Genomic DNA, 15,709 nt, shown 5'->3' on the forward strand with positions numbered 1-15,709 from the left:
TGCATCATTTTACAGAAATATATTTGGAAAATGCACAAATGCTTGGTAAGAATGTGCATCATCTAGGGGATTCGCAAAATTTTTCGCGGTATTTCGGATGTTAGAATGAAATTGCCCTAATTTACAACATAGCATTTCAATATATACTCTCCCCTTTGTATTTCACCAGCTTCCCGCACAACTATTTTCTCAGTCTTTTCAGCGCTATTTGTAATAATAATTGGCGTTACGATTTCTTTATTATTTTTTTCAATAAATTCTATATCAACATTCATTATGGGATCTCCAATTTTTACTTTTTGCCCTTCACTCACAGTTACTTCATAACCTTCACCATTTAATTCAACCGTATCTAGTCCAACGTGAATTAATATTTCTAACCCATGTTTTGTTCGAATACCTATTGCGTGCTTAGTAGGAAATACTTGAATAATTTGTCCTTTTACAGGGGACACAACCTTTCCGTCTTTAGGAATAACCGCTATCCCATCCCCCATCATCTTTTGGGCAAACACGGGATCCGGTACTTCTGATAATGAAATTACTTCGCCATACATAGGTGAAAAAATTTCTTCTATAATAGTTTTGGGATTTTTCGCAAATATTTTTTTTAACATACTAATTCCTTCTTTCTATCTATAATAATTTTATGAAAATTGTATTTTAATAATAAAGACAAGACAAAGAACAGACAGCAATCCAACAATAATGGTACTTCCGACAAATCTTAAATTTGCTCCTTTTTCCTTCCGGTTCAACGTACTATTTTTTATTAATTCTTTATGTGCTTTCCGGTATTTGCTAATAGCTAAAAGAAGCAACATACTGCCAAATATATTTCAACCAGCAATAATGAAATCGCCAACCTTCCTATTTCTAACTGGATCTGTTTTATAAATCTGACAACACCATTCTTGTCAATACACCAAAAAAAGATTTAACATGGCAAACACAAACAAATTTTAATAAAAGGATCCTCTTTTACTTGAGCAAAAAAAGGTTGGTTTGCCTGCAGCGACATTATATATAAATAACTAAGAAAGAGAAATGGGACGTATAAAAAAGATGACCGATATTTTAAAAATGCGCAAACTTTGTAATATGGAAGGGGAATCATTCGAATGTTTTTGTTGGCACGTTGTATTATGCGTCTTCATCTTTTCCCGCCCTTTCAATTGTTTCTTTTTTCTCTTTCAGATAGTCAACATAATGGCTAAAAATAGCTTCTCCAATAATAAAAAAAGGGGCAAATGTTTTCAATTTTGTTCCGTTATGGCTTGCGAGATTTGAACTTCTGGCATATAAATTATACGGAGTCATTCTAGCCAAACGATTATTTACTAAATTTGTTATAGAGATAAAAGGAATTCCTTTGGCAACTAAATTTTGCACTGCAGGAAAAATTGTTGGTGTATCTCCTGATAAAGAAAAAATGATCACAACATCGTTTTTCTGCAAATCCTTTACAATTATTTCAAACTCCAATTGAGAGTGGATAACATTCAAATACTTTTGAAGCGGCAGAAACATTCTTTGCAACTCTAATGCACAATGTAATTGGGCAGTGCCCGTCCCAAAAACAAATACTTGATTGGCATTATATATCAATTCACAAACATCCGAAAAATCTTTGGTTTGAATATATTTGATTGTTTCATGAAGATCTTCCTGCAAAATTTCTACACCGCTTTTTTCTTCTACCGGATCCTCTCGACCTTGCCATTTTAAGAACACTCGGAATTCACTATATCCACTAAATTCCAATTTTTGTGCCAACCGCAATATTGAAGAGCGGGAAACATTGCATTTTTCAGCTAGATTATTAATCCCTAACGAATAACAAGTATTTTTATTATTCATAATGTACTTTAAGATGTGTAAATCTGTCTCATTTAATTTTTTATAATGTTTATTAATAAGTTCTTCTAATCTCAAGCCATATCCCCTCCTTCAATAAATAATTTATGTTTGCTCTTGTCATCTCCAATGGCCGTGCCGTTAACTGCGAATAAATTCGCTGGCAGAACTATATGGAACTGTACTGGATTATTATCCTTTACATTCTTTCGGAAGCAGCCAAATGTAATGCCAGAACACTACAATACTTAGTTTAAAGGAAAAAAAGGTGTAAGTCTGCTGCTTGGCAAAAAATAATTATTCATTAACAGAGGGAGGAGTGAAACAAAAAAGTACAAAAGATTGTTACCCTTTTGTACTTTTTGTTTGATAAAATCGATCATCTTAAAAAAATTCGCTCACTACCACATCATCTTTATGAAGTTCAGGCCAGAAATCTTTATTTGCTTCAATTAAATCATCCAATATTTCTTTAGCAACTTTTGCACTTGGTACTGTTTTGGATAATGTTATTGCTTGCCATAATTTTTGGTAAGAACGGGTAACCCACGCCTCAACAACCAATTTTTCAACTGATACTTGTTGTTCCATTAATCCTTTTTGGAATTGTGGAATTTCTCCTATCGATAATGGCTCTGGACCATTACTTCCAACAATACAAGGAATTTCCACCATTGCAGTTGGATCAAGATTAATAATTGATCCTTTATTTTCGACAATTAATAACATTCTTTCATGAGTGTTATATGCAATGGCACGTGCTAAATCTACAATATATGCTGCATGTTCATCTATATGAAGTTTACTGCCTTCTGTGGATTGATTTTCAATTATTTTTCTACATTCGCCGAAAACAAATTTTTCACGGCCTTCCATTACCTCATTGGCTCTTGTATATTCAGGATTAGAATGCTCCACAACATAATCTGGGAAGAAGTAGTATTGCAAATACGTATTCGGCAATGTATTTGGATCTAATGCATATACATCACGCGCCTTTAAGAATGTTTCATTCCAACTTTGATCTACATGCTGGTTATCTGCGCTATTTGGTACATTATATCCATGTTTAGCTACATGTTCTTTTAGTTTTGGCATTAAATCATTTCCATCTTTATCACGGATTTCTGTCCACCAGCCAAAATGGTTTAATCCAAAATAACGGACATTCATTTCTTTACGATCATTTAAACCTAAAATTTGTGCCATGCGCATTTCAATTCCAATAGGCATGTCGCAAATGTTTAATATTTTGGAATTTGGCCGCAAACGACGGGTAGCTTCAGCAACAATAGCTGCTGGATTGGAATAGTTTAACATCCATGCATCTGGAGAGTATTTTTCCATATAATCAATTAATTCTAATACACCTCCAATAGAACGCATTCCATATGCAATTCCGCCTGGCCCGCATGTTTCTTGACCAACTACACCATGTTTCAAAGGTATTTTTTCATCTAATTCACGCATTGCATATTTTCCTACACGAATATGCGCCATGACAAAATCAACATCTGTAAAGGCTTCTTCAGGATTTGTTGTTGCCAAAAATTCTATTTCCGGAGCTCTTTCTTTGAGAATTATTTCGCAAGCTCCTGCAATTGTTGCTTGACGTTCCTCATCATTATCATAAAGTTTTAATTTCCGAATTGGAAATTTATGTAAATTATCTAATAACATCAAAACAATCCCTGGAGTAAAAGTACTTCCCCCGCCTGCAATTAATACCGAGAATTTTTTCATTTTTAGGTTTCCTCCTTTAATGCAATATCCTCTTTCATCCAAGTTATAACAATTCATTTGTATGAAAACAATATTCCTTAACCATTCTGGTCGCTATCTCAAGTTCAGTTCTATTTCCCACAAGAAGGGAATTTTCCCGCTTGTCAAATAAACAACATTTTAGAATTTGCAAGTAAATGTGAAGCCTTTCAGTTTTCTTTATATTGTTTTTTTGCAAGAATCACTCAATAAATTCTCAAATTGTTCCCTTACTTGTGGAACCGATAAACCGACTATCACTTGAATTGCTTTCCCATTCTTAACAATTCCGTGGGCTCCAGCTGATCTAAATCGGCTATCAGGCGCTATTTTTGATTCATCTACTACTGTTACGCGGAGTCTTGTAGCACAGTTTGTTACATCGGCAATATTAGAAGATCCGCCTAGGGCTTCTAAAAATTCACTAGCTTGAACAAAATAAGCATTTTCTTTATTTGCACTATTTTTATTTTCTGCTTGCTTTTTAGCTTTGTAGTCTGCTTTTGTATACAGTTTTACTTCTTTTTGGTCATCTGCTTCACGACCTGGGGTAGCTACATTTAGCTTTACAATTAAATAACGAAACATGAAAAAATAGATAACCGTAAATGCCAATCCAATTATCCACTGAGTGATATAAGTGGAAGTATGGTATTTGAATAACGGAATCCAGTTGGAACTGGCAATTTCTAACAATCCACCACCCATATTACCAACTGCACCAAACGCATACATCACCGCAGCCATAGAAGCTGCTAAAAATGCATGTACAGCAAATAGAAGAGGAGCAACAAATAAAAATGTGAACTCTATCGGTTCTGTGATCCCAGCTACAACAGATGTTAAAGTTGCTGCAATCAACATACCTGATACGATTTTCTTTTTCTCAGGTTTTGCTGTTACGTATATCGCTAATGCAATGCCAGGGATTCCAAAAATTTTGGACATACCATGCAAAGCAAAACCGCCTTCCGGGAACATTTCTTTTAATGAATGAGCACTTGTAGCATATTCCGATAAATGCTCCATCCAATATTTTGCAATTCCGCCATCAACAACTGCCGGGCCGTAGATAAAAGGACCGTATATAAAATGGTGCAGTCCCGTTGGAATTAAGATTCTTTCAAGGAATGTATACAACCAAACCCCTAATACATCAGAGGAAGCCAAAAACCCTTGTAAAGAAGCAATTCCGTTCTGAATTATCGGCCACCCCCACGAGGTAAGCAAGGCAAGAGGCAATATAGCAAAAAAACAAACAATGACAACAAAGGATGTTCCTTGGAAGATACCTAGGAAATCTGGTAGTTTTTTGTCAAAATAATGATTGTGGATTAAAACAACAAGGGAAGAAATAACAATCGCACCGATAATATTTGTATCTAAAGTTTTAATACCGGCAATTTCCGTTAACCCGCTCACTCCTCCAACTTCTTCGCTAAAATCGACACCAAAATTTTCCCCCCAAATCGTTAAAATAGCGTTTACAAAATAATTGAAAGTTAAATAGGTTACGAGTGCTGCTAAAACAGCTCTCGCATGTGCTTTTTTCGCTAATCCAATAGGGATGCCGGCAACAAAAAGCAACGGGATTTGATTAAATACTGTCCATCCACCTTCCTCTATTACCGTCCAGAATTTATACCATGCTCCATCTGGATCAGCCAAAGAACCCATAATATCCCCGTTTTTAAATAAAATTGTGAGACCTACAAGTATCCCCGCAAATGGGAATAATAATACTGGTACAAACATCGCCCCACCGAACCGTTGGAATTTTTGCATCATCCTTGATCCACTCCTTTTCTAGCAATTAAATAACAATACTTAAGAAGTAATTTGTGGGATCTGTTATTTCATGCAAAAGATGATTGCCATAGCAAAAATGTCAAGGTGCTTATAGTTGCAACTATAAATTGTCAGCGCTTACAATTAAGTTATATTAAAATCTAATTTTTAACAATAACTTGGCAAGATGTCGGGACTTATCCTTTCCATTTGAACATTTTCCCACAGTTTGAAAAATTTCACGAACTTTTCAAACTGGAAAAACATATAAAATTTCTTTCTCACGGTTATTCACTATGTAGCTTTAGCTTCCCTAAACATCGAGTAGGAGGCTAATGAATTAGAAATACTGCAGCATTTGAAAACCGGCGCAGCAAACGGTGCGCCTAAAGTCGGCCGATTCGTAGACAACGCCATAGCAAATCTGAAAAATGCGAACCCTGACCGGCAAATAGGATTCGCCATGGAAGGGGTTGGGGATGTTAAGGTTCCGGCGGAATTGAGGGGAATTTTGGTTACTCCATAATTATTGGGGAAAGTAAAGAGCCTCAAGAAGTTATTAATACTGTATATGAAACGGTTTCTAGATTTAAAAGGGATCCGATAAAAAGAGATAATGCACAACGTGTAATAAATAAGGAAATTGGTTGCTTTTTAAGGTCTATTAATTCGCCTCAATTTATTGCAAATCAATTCACACGTTATCATTTCAATGGGACGAATTTATTTGACGTAATACAAATATTAGAAAAATTAACCGAAAAGGACCTAGAAGAAGTACTACACTTACATTTTTCTGATGAATCGAGTTCGACACTAATCATTAAGTAAATGATACTTGTTATTTTTCTATAAATTTTTTTTATTTAATGTAGTGTTAAGGTAGTATCCATCTATTAATTTAACATCAATCAATGGAAAAATACTATTTATTCTCTCCTATATTATTTTCATAACCTTGGATGTACAAACAAAAATAAGTAAAAACATAGGCTCTTAGACCTAATAAAAAAACAAAACGATTCAAAAGCCCCTTTTAAAATGTATTATTCTACATTATTATTCTGAATAGAAAGATAATTTTTGAAAAAATAAATGATTTAACGGGTGTAAGTAGAATACATATATATACTAAGATAATATGTTGGAGTGAGAAAATGTCGTACTTATTAGATGTTCAAAATATTACAAAGCGATATGGCAATAAAGTTGTTTTAAAAAATGTTACATTCAATGTTCCGTCAGGATCAATAGTTGGCTTTATTGGTGATAATGGTGCAGGTAAATCTACTACATTTAAAACAATACTAGGTCTAGTTTCTCAGGATTCAGGTAGAATTAAAATCTTTGGCAAAGAAAATATACATAAACAGCCTAAGATGAAGGAAAAAATTGGAGTTGTGTTCGATGCTATGAATTTACCGGCGCACCTAACAATCAAACAACTAAATAAAGTTTTTTTGAGAATATTTAATACTTGGAATCAAGATGATTTTTTCCGATTGGTTAATTCTTTTTCTCTCCCCGAAGATAAACAAATATATAAATTTTCTCGTGGGATGTCAATGAAACTTTCTATAGCTGTTGCACTGTCACATAATGCAAAACTACTATTACTAGATGAGGCAACAGGAGGGCTTGATCCCTCATCAAGAGAACAAGTCTTAGGTGAGTTAAAAAGCTTTGTGAGAGAGAGTAGTGGTGGGATATTACTTTCTTCTCATATTATGAGTGATATTGAGAAAATTGCTAGTCATATTGTTTTTATCAAAAATGGTGAAATTTTATTAAATGAGAGAAAGGACAAGATTCTTGAAAAATTTGCAATTGTTGATATCAAAAAGGAACGATTATCTTTACTAAATAGAAATATAGTTGTTGCAAAAAGGGACTATGGTTCTTATTCTAGAATACTTGTATCAAATAAAATGGAATTGCCAAAGGACCTTAGCTCTAAAAAGATTTCAATGGAAGAACTTAGTCTCTTACTAACTAACAGGGAGTGAAATTTAAGTGAAAGGTCTATTATTGACAAACTATTACCTAGTTTATCGAAGTATTTTTGCATATGTAGGTCTCGCATTATTGATTTCTGGTGTACTTTTATTTTTTGCAGGGCCTATGGTAAGTGGTGTGGCCGCTATGTTAATTATATTATTAATGACTTTGCCTTCACTTGAAGTTATAAAAATAGAGAGTAAGTCTGGTTATGATAAATATGTACTTACCTTACCGGTTAGTAGGTCTAATATTGTCCGAAGTCACTATATTTTTTACTTATCGGTTGTGATTATCGGAGCATTTCTTTCATATATTGTTATTTATACATATGATCTAATTTTTGAAACACAAATAAATGGCATAATTAATATTATTTCTTCTGGAATTTTCGTAGTTCTTTTAGCAGGTGCGCTTATATACCCGTTCCTCTATATCTTTGGTGCAGACAAATCTGATGCATTTGTACTTGGAGGAGGATTTGTAGGTCTATTTGTTTATTATGGAATCAAATTCTTAGTAGAAGATTTAATAGACAAATTACCGTTATCCATAGATTCGTCTTTATTAGTTCCGATTTTATTTATAGTACTTGGTATTACTGTATTTACTCTCTCATATTTAATTGCTGTAATTATTTATCGAAAGAAAGAATTTTAGACTATGTGATTAGTACATCAAGTAGGTAGAATATAATGCTCCCATAAGGTGAGACACATGAGCGTGATAAATAAGTTATAATGATACCATGAAAAAAAGAAACCGATATACCGCAGAATTTAAAGCTAAGGTGGTTCTTGAGGTGTTGCGTGAAGAGCAAACCGTCAATGAAATAGCCGCCAAATATGAATTAAGCCCAGTCATGGTCAGTCGTTGGAAAGCAGAATTTCTAGAACGATCCTCGATGGTCTTTGAAAAAGGCTCAAGCGAAGTGGATAAAATCCGTAAAGAATATGAGGCCAAACAAGAAAATTTAGAGAAATTGGTAGGTCAGTTAACGGTTGAAGTTGACTGGCTGAAAAAAAAATCTGGGCTCAAATAAGTCTGTTGACGAACGAAAGGCTATGGTCGAATTCAATCACCCATCGATCAGCATCAAGCGTCAGGCACAGTTATTAGGTATTCATCGTACTAGCGTGTATCGCCAATCAAAGGGGCAAACAGAAAGCTCAGAAAACATCATGCTCATGCACGAAATGGATATGCTTTATACAGCTCATCCCTACTTTGGCTACAGGCGCATGACTGCGAAACTTCGTGAGAAAGGATTGGATGTGAATCATAAACCGTACACTGTCTCATGCGTCTTATGGGTATACAAGCTATTTACCCTAAACCCAACCTTAGTAAGAGGCTACATGCCAAGTACTGCCGACCTTACCTGCTCCGTGGATGGGAGATCACCCATCCGAACCATGTATGGGGAGTGGATATCACCTACCTTCGTATGGGACGGGGCTTTATGTACCTGTTTACCATCATCGACTGGTTCAGCCGCAAAGTGATCGATTACGAGTTATCTAGCACGCTGGAGAAAGGATTTGTCATCGACTGTCTGAAGCGGGCATTGCGTCATGGTAAGCCGGCCATCATCAATAGTGACTAGGGCAGCCATTTTACAAACGCTGACTATCTCGGGCTGTTGAAAGAGTATAGCATCCAGATATCAATGGATGGCAAAGGACGAGCAACAAACAATAGTCGTACGGAACGCTTCTTTAGGGCTTTAAAGTATGAATGTATCTATCTCAATGAATTCGATAATCCTAAAGAGTTGCGAAAAGGCTTCGATGCTATGTTACGTTCTATAATACAGACCGACCTCACCAATCCTTGGACTATTTGACGCCAGCAACAGTGTACAAGCAACCTAAGATGGCTCAAGCATCCTAACCATCGAACGTGATGAGAGGCTTTATATGGAGAGACGGGCATGATAGGCTGTTTTAGCCATGCGATGTTATCTGTCCATCGCTCCAGCACAAAAAATCGTGCCCTTAGAGGCTCTTTGTCAAGCCTTTATCGCACACGCACCACATTCATAGCGAAAGGAGAGAATGGATAACTTAAATATTATCAATTTGTGTCTTGACAAAGGGGTGCATTACAAAGTTTCTGTCTATCAAAAAAATTATGATAAAGACAATGTGTATTTCGATATGTCTATAAGATGTAAAACTGATATTGTCAACAAAAAAATGAGATTATATGAAGTCCAAAGAAATAAAGAATTTTTGATTGGACAATATGCCGATTCGGAATTTGGCCAATTGGCATTTTATATAGTTGTGTATAGTTACTTTAATCAAGATAAACCAAGTAATAGCGTAAGAAAAATGCTGCGAAATATAGGAGAAGATGTAAATAAAGCAAATAAAATCCTTGAAGATCATATAGGGAAAAATTATTTTTCTTTGTATAGAAAAGAAATTGGAAAAATAAATATTGATAAAATAAATGACGATCGTTGTGATGTTTTTTACTTGTCTCTTGAGAATAATATAATCCCAATTGTCCGAAACAAAAGATTGACAAGTGCATTTGTGATAATTTATAATTATGGCTTTTATTTAAAGCAATTTGACTCCTTAATGAAAAAGATCATTTCACATTACAATTTAAAATTAAAGAAAGAAGAAACAGAAGAATTAAAGAGATTGTATTTAAAAAAATAATTACAGCGGTGATAGTTACGAAACTGATTTAATTTATCATAAACACTAAAATATGAAGTCTTAATTCATAGAACCTCAGCTTTTTCTTTATTATCGCGGTATCCCCCCTATGCCACTCGTAACTCGTTTTTAATGGAATCAAAAAGATTAGTTTTTTAAACTAATCTCAGTTTGTCGACTTTGTCGATAAGCTGAAAGCACGTTTCTGGAAATCATGAAACGTGCTTTTCCTATATCTTTTATTCTTTTAAAACATCATTTTTGAAATGATAATAAATCTTTGGTGAAACATCTTCTTTTATTTCGATTCGATCAACCAAACGGTGAAGCATCTCAGAAGTTAGTTCATTGAAATGTCTATTAAATCATTTTGTAGTCTTTCCTCATATTTCTTTCGTTCACGTTTGGATTGATAGTAGATTTTTCCAGCTTAAGCTTCAGTTTATTCGAAAGCAGATTATTGATTTCTTCAGTTATTAAACGGTAATTTTCATTGCAAGCAATTTTCTGTTGGTTGAGCTTTTTCCATATTTTGCTCAACTTTTGTTAAAAAGTGCAAAAACTTCCCCCTATCTTTTAACACGGATCAAATGAACAATTTATTTTTCTTGCAATAACATACGCCAGTAATTCTCAATTCGATTGAATGTGTCATCGGCACGCTGTGCAACAAAATCTCTTGCCAATTGGTAATCTATATCCCTTGGTGAGATGCCTTTCGTAGCAAATGAAAGCAGTTGTTCTTTTGCTTTTGCAAGCACTCCAGACAAATCTTCTTCATTTTGAATGCTCTCAAACATTTCTTGATAATTTTTGATGACTGATTCAATTTCTGCTTGTGTATATACCGTTTTCCCAAGTTTATTCGTCATGGACAGCTCACGGCTTTGTTGGTATGTTAAAGGAGCATTTAGTGACCTGATTTTGGCTCGTGCTGCGATGAATCGCTCCTCTACCGATTGGTGATTTATGGCTATTTTCGTATTGTGGCGGACATAATCTTGAATCAGTTGATCAAATCCTTTTTTTACATCACCGCTTAAAAACGTATCACTGAAGTATTGAAGTGCAGCTGTTGAAGAAGCCAATTCAAGATGGGCTTCATAAGAATGCTGTTGTTCTTTACTAATTCCAAAAAGGCTAATCCCTAGATATGGCGACAAACTATCTACTCCGTCCGTTATGTGTTGTAAGATGGATTCTACTTTTTTTACTTCTTCATTACTTAGCGAATCGAAGTATTTGGATTCATATAAATATTGGCTGAACACAAGCCATTGATCCTTTGGCCGATAAGAGAAAATATCAGAAGGGTCAACGTTTTCTACGTGAAAAAACTTTTCCATCGGTATGGCCATCAAGCCTTGAACTTGTTTGATTTCATCCGAAATCGTAAGTTTATAGGCTTGTCCGTTTCGGTTGACTTCCACTTGTTGTCCGGCCAATGGATTTTTGATTTCGTGTACGGGTGGCATTTTGGCTCTATTTCGAGCGACTATTGCTCCGATATATCCAAGATCAATTTTCACGGTTATTCCCTCCTATCTAAATAATTAATGGAAGGTAATGGTTCCACTTTGCTTTCATAGTAAAAATTCAATGCACTAAAGAAATCGATTGATTTACCTGTTTTTAAATCGACGATTAAAATGTGATTGCCATAGTTAAAATCGTCAGTTTCCAGTCTGCGTTGTGTTGTTTTTTAAAGTATCAACAAACGAACTATAGTAGTACGGGTTTGGGCCAGATTAATGCTATGTAAAAAGCGTACCTACTTCCAGACACACCGTAATTGCAAAAATCGGAGCTTGCAGAGTTCATGTTTGGTTGATCTTCCGCAAAGCTTTTCTGCACACAATAGTCATCAAAGTGAAAATTAAATTGAAAACCAAACAATTTCATTATTTATAATCGGCTTTTTAAATAAATAGTTAAATGATTATAAGGAAAAATTTAAATAATCTACCTAAAACTTTCTATTTTAAGTAAAATATCCTAGGGTTTGAGACACATCAGCCAGAAATTGGATGGAATAAGTAGTCAATGAGGGATTGTTTGTTGCAAATGGTAAAAAAGTTAAAAATATCATAAGTATATCGCCTGATTTTAAACATGTATTATCAATTAGAGTGGGGATGCCGTTTACTTGAGGTCTTATTACGGAATTCTGTCTCGTCCAAAAGAAAGGCTTCCCTATAAAACAGATGGGGAATTTTAAAGTGGAATAGTTAGCGAATGTTATTGCCGCCGTTACATATAAAACCGTTGATCATACGATTCAACAATTTATCGGGACTTATGGTGATCGTGGTTACGGAAGGTTCTATTATTATGCCGGGGCTGAAATCCATGGTCGATGGCAAGGAAATAACATTGAGGTTGTAAGCCATTCAGAAGGAATTTCTGTTACTCATAATGGTAAAAAGGAATTATTTTACTGGGATCATATTACTCAGTTTGGCACTCTTGCTGTTGTTTTAATGAGACAATAACGAAGAGATTTGGACTATATCATTAAATGAAAATTTTGTGGCTGATTCCGCAGACTCCGAACATACAACTGGTGAAATTAGTTTATATAAAGCAACAATGAAAAAAAATAAGCCTATCATCCTGCATTATAAAGCTTCGCAATAACATCTGCCGCCGGTTGTTATACGAGAAAGTAGCCGATTGCCTAGGCGAAAATGACCTGGCAACCACAACCTTATGATTGAGGATTTGGTAAATTAATCCTAGACTAGGCAAGTTAAAACATTCAACCTATACAGAGTTCGTTTTCCAACTAAAACGCCATCCCAAAGTTGCAATCTTTCCTGTCTTTTTTCTGTTCAGGGAAGATTTTTTAAAATGTAACCGATATCCTAAATTCTGGTCAAAATCGGTGTTTTTGAAGGAAGTAAACTACAGAAAAACCTTTATTATATGAAAAGGTACCATCTTCATGTTTTTTCTTATCTTCTAAATCCCTTTTCTTTTTTATGCCCTATTAAAATAAACTCCAACCCCGATCTCGGAAAATAAACATTTCTGATTTCGGGGTATTTTTCTGTCAAAATACTTACCGCATCTTAATCCTATCCAAAAAAAAGAAATTGTTGATATCGAACCTGTAAAAGGAACGCGTGCTCCAGAGAGTTTACATTCGAAGAGGGGAAACTGCGATCAATTTTGTTGTTTCCATACAGTGGTGCCTCATGTACTATCTTCCTATATTTGTAACGGTGGTCAGTACTTATCAGCTAATGAGAAATGGGCAGAGCGAAAGTTGCCAGGATTGGCCGAAGTACAAGCAGCCCTCGAGCATATGTTTGAAGAACTAAATAATGCAAATCAAAAAAATAGGAGGATTCCCACTTTCCACATGGGGGTGTCTAATAAGTCGTTTTTACTACTTATTGACGCCCCCTTTGATGTTTTAGAAACGTTGATATATCGATGTTTATGATTTTTTGTTTTTTATGGGGATTTGATTTTCTGGACAGCCCCGTGTGGAGAAACATTCCAAATCCATTTCAGAGACCCCCTATCTATCTTGTATTACACAAAATTTTTGACGGTACCTGAAAGGTAGGGGATTATCTATTGTTTCTTTATCAAGTGCACCTAACAAATAAAAATTAAGTATTTGATCGGATACGTTTAAAAGTGTGCTGATTCAATATTTCTTTCAATGTATCTTTCGTTGCCATTCCGTTCACTGAGATTGTACCATTTTGAGAAATTCGAATTTCAATTTTATTTTGGAATTGATGAAAGTTCGTTTCTAAATGTTTATAAACATCCGTGAGGAAATGATAGTTTTGATTGGATGAACCAACCCAAGGACGGCTTAAATCTAATTTTTCTTCGATAAAAGGTCCATCGATTAGCAAATCTGTCACTGATAGCAGCCGTTGATTTTGTTTTTGTTTTTTCAAATCATCATATAAATACCCTGTAAATGTCATAACTGTTAAGCCGAGCTGTTTCACTTTTCTTCCTAGTTCCCCTAAGGCTTCAGCTTGATCAAACGGTTCTCCTCCAAGAAATGTGACGCCTTCAATCTCGTTTTGCTCTTTACTATCTTTAATGAATTCAAATAAATTCTCCACATTCATTTTTGTACCGTTTTCATTTACCCAAGTCCAAGGAACGGCACACCCTTTACAACGAATTGAACAACCTTGTACCCAAATTGCAAATCTTTTACCTGGTCCTTCCACTTCAGTAACTGGAATATAACGATGTATGTACAGTTCCATCAAAAGTCCACAACTCTTCCTCGTTCCATTTTTTTCTTTTGATTTCCTTGATTATTATCGTCTGTATTAAACTGTAAATATGGTCTCATTTTTTCAGCTACATGAGGCTTAATCCCAAGAACTTGGATAAAGTGTTCGAAATTTTGAAAGAATCCTACCCTTTCTCTCTCTGCAATTATTTTTTTCGCAAAAATCAATCCAACCCCAGGTACCTTTGCAATTTCTTCTGCTGAAGCATGATTAACATCGATTTGTTTACTTACGCTTTCGTTTTCAATTGATGGCTGCATTGGGTTTATAAATTCTTCCTTTGGAGAAATCACTTGCTGTTCATCATTCGATTCAAGGATATGTTCTTTCGCAATAGCTTCTTTTAATTGCTTTAAATTTTTTTCTTGTACTTTTTGCTGTGATTCAAGACGGAGTAAATATTCAGGTCTAATTCTAAAAACATGAAAGATGGAAGAAACCCAACTAATAAGTGCTAATGCAAACGCGATATCAAATAAGAAATGTCCTTCTTCTGCAATTAAAAATATGATAAAAGGTAAAGTATATATGAGTCCTGCAAAAAACCATTTTCTTTGTCTTACTCTGAAAGCTGCATAGAAAAAAGAAATATAATTAAAAAAAGCAAAAGGGAAAAAGACCCATAGCATCCAGATGGAGTTACGTAATTCCCAACCTATCCCCTTCTCAGTTATACTCCGCATCATTCACTCCTCCTTTAGCTTCAATTTATTTTGTTCAGTTATAGTTTCTTCAAATTGAAAATATTCTTCTTTATAATTTGAATCAACTGTTTCCGATTCGAGTAGTTTCTCCAAAAGGTCAATATACTTGATGCATTCTTGTCCCTTCATGCCAATTGTTTCCGCAAAGATTTTACCGTCTTCTGTCAATTTGATCTGTATTTTTTTGGTTCCCATAGCATCACCTATTTAGAAATATTGTTGACATTAAAAGTTAAAACAATTGTTCGGTCTTCTTGCATAATTTCCGATTCCAGATGTAGGCCATGTTCTGCTGCTTGTTTCAGTAAATGTTGATAAGTTTCTTGTTGTATTAGATATTTGTATTCTGTCTGTAAATTTTCAATAAATTCCATGGCAGCTTGTGTGTCAACACTATTGTTAAATATCGCTTCAAAATACCCCTGTTCAGTTAGTTGAAAATAAATTTGAAGATCTTCAATTGTCGTTTGGTAATTTTGTTCAGTCAATTTTGTCACTTTGCAACCATACTGTTCAATCGATTTTTGAAGTAAATCTTCTTTCTTCATAATCGTTGGAATGATAAAGGAATCATTTTTTTGATTTGCAAAGGCTTTAATCGAACTAATTGTTGCAATACCAATTGGAACTAACAAAAGTTCAATGCTCAATT

The 15,709-nt window shown here is 34.7% G+C and carries 12 protein-coding genes and 2 pseudogenes; 4 read left to right on the forward strand and 10 right to left on the reverse strand.

Annotated elements, in window-relative coordinates:
• Positions 1-116: 116 nt before the first annotated feature.
• The 4 genes from NSQ94_RS03310 to NSQ94_RS03325 all read right to left on the reverse strand — a co-directional run bounded on the left by NSQ94_RS03310 (position 117) and on the right by NSQ94_RS03325 (position 5,406).
• Positions 117-617 (reverse strand): PTS glucose transporter subunit IIA, encoded by a 501-nt coding sequence (locus tag NSQ94_RS03310; protein WP_144598524.1) that lies wholly within the window; start codon positions 615-617, stop codon positions 117-119.
• Positions 618-1,143: 526 nt separating this feature from the next.
• Complete coding sequence (locus NSQ94_RS03315; protein WP_094244504.1) at positions 1,144-1,935, reverse strand: MurR/RpiR family transcriptional regulator; 792 nt, start codon at positions 1,933-1,935, stop codon at positions 1,144-1,146.
• A gap of 306 nt (positions 1,936-2,241) precedes the next feature.
• Positions 2,242-3,600, reverse strand: coding sequence for a 6-phospho-alpha-glucosidase (locus NSQ94_RS03320; RefSeq protein ID WP_339230111.1), 1,359 nt, complete (start codon positions 3,598-3,600; stop codon positions 2,242-2,244).
• Positions 3,601-3,798: 198 nt separating this feature from the next.
• Positions 3,799-5,406 (reverse strand): alpha-glucoside-specific PTS transporter subunit IIBC, encoded by a 1,608-nt coding sequence (locus tag NSQ94_RS03325; RefSeq protein ID WP_339230113.1) that lies wholly within the window; start codon positions 5,404-5,406, stop codon positions 3,799-3,801.
• Positions 5,407-6,563: 1,157 nt separating this feature from the next.
• Between NSQ94_RS03325 and NSQ94_RS03330 the strand changes: the two genes are divergently transcribed.
• The 4 genes and pseudogenes from NSQ94_RS03330 to NSQ94_RS03345 all read left to right on the forward strand — a co-directional run bounded on the left by NSQ94_RS03330 (position 6,564) and on the right by NSQ94_RS03345 (position 10,079).
• Complete coding sequence (locus tag NSQ94_RS03330) at positions 6,564-7,412, forward strand: ABC transporter ATP-binding protein (RefSeq protein WP_066248045.1); 849 nt, start codon at positions 6,564-6,566, stop codon at positions 7,410-7,412.
• Between the two features lie 7 nt (positions 7,413-7,419).
• Entirely contained in the window at positions 7,420-8,064 is a 645-nt protein-coding gene (locus NSQ94_RS03335; RefSeq protein ID WP_066248048.1) for an ABC-2 transporter permease, read from the forward strand.
• An 88-nt stretch (positions 8,065-8,152) separates the two neighbouring features.
• Positions 8,153-9,297 (forward strand): annotated as a pseudogene (locus tag NSQ94_RS03340) (IS3 family transposase).
• Between the two features lie 164 nt (positions 9,298-9,461).
• The gene (locus NSQ94_RS03345; RefSeq protein ID WP_339230115.1) at positions 9,462-10,079 is read left to right on the forward strand and encodes a hypothetical protein; all 618 of its coding nucleotides are present in this window, start codon (positions 9,462-9,464) and stop codon (positions 10,077-10,079) included.
• A gap of 599 nt (positions 10,080-10,678) precedes the next feature.
• Here the strand turns inward: NSQ94_RS03345 and NSQ94_RS03350 are convergent.
• From NSQ94_RS03350 to NSQ94_RS03375, 6 genes and pseudogenes are all read right to left on the reverse strand, one after another.
• Positions 10,679-11,608 (reverse strand): hypothetical protein, encoded by a 930-nt coding sequence (locus NSQ94_RS03350; protein ID WP_144598183.1) that lies wholly within the window; start codon positions 11,606-11,608, stop codon positions 10,679-10,681.
• A 2-nt stretch (positions 11,609-11,610) separates the two neighbouring features.
• Positions 11,611-11,812: pseudogene (locus NSQ94_RS03355) on the reverse strand (hypothetical protein); the annotation flags it as partial.
• 1,887 nt (positions 11,813-13,699) lie between these two features.
• Positions 13,700-14,323, reverse strand: coding sequence for a 4Fe-4S single cluster domain-containing protein (locus tag NSQ94_RS03360; protein ID WP_339195827.1), 624 nt, complete (start codon positions 14,321-14,323; stop codon positions 13,700-13,702).
• A complete protein-coding gene (locus NSQ94_RS03365) occupies positions 14,323-15,039 on the reverse strand; it encodes a helix-hairpin-helix domain-containing protein (RefSeq protein ID WP_339230117.1) in 717 nt (238 codons plus the stop codon). The genes NSQ94_RS03360 and NSQ94_RS03365 overlap by 1 nt, the downstream gene beginning before the upstream one ends.
• On the reverse strand, positions 15,040-15,252 hold the full coding sequence (locus NSQ94_RS03370; RefSeq protein ID WP_066248063.1) for a DUF2997 domain-containing protein: 213 nt from the start codon (positions 15,250-15,252) through the stop codon (positions 15,040-15,042). It lies immediately after the preceding gene.
• An 8-nt stretch (positions 15,253-15,260) separates the two neighbouring features.
• Positions 15,261-15,707: a hypothetical protein gene (locus tag NSQ94_RS03375; protein ID WP_066248066.1), complete on the reverse strand. Its 447-nt coding sequence runs from the start codon at positions 15,705-15,707 to the stop codon at positions 15,261-15,263.
• Positions 15,708-15,709: the final 2 nt, after the last annotated feature.

Source organism: Aeribacillus sp. FSL K6-2833, from assembly GCF_037965815.1.
GTDB classification, from domain to species: Bacteria; Bacillota; Bacilli; order Bacillales; family Aeribacillaceae; genus Aeribacillus; species Aeribacillus composti.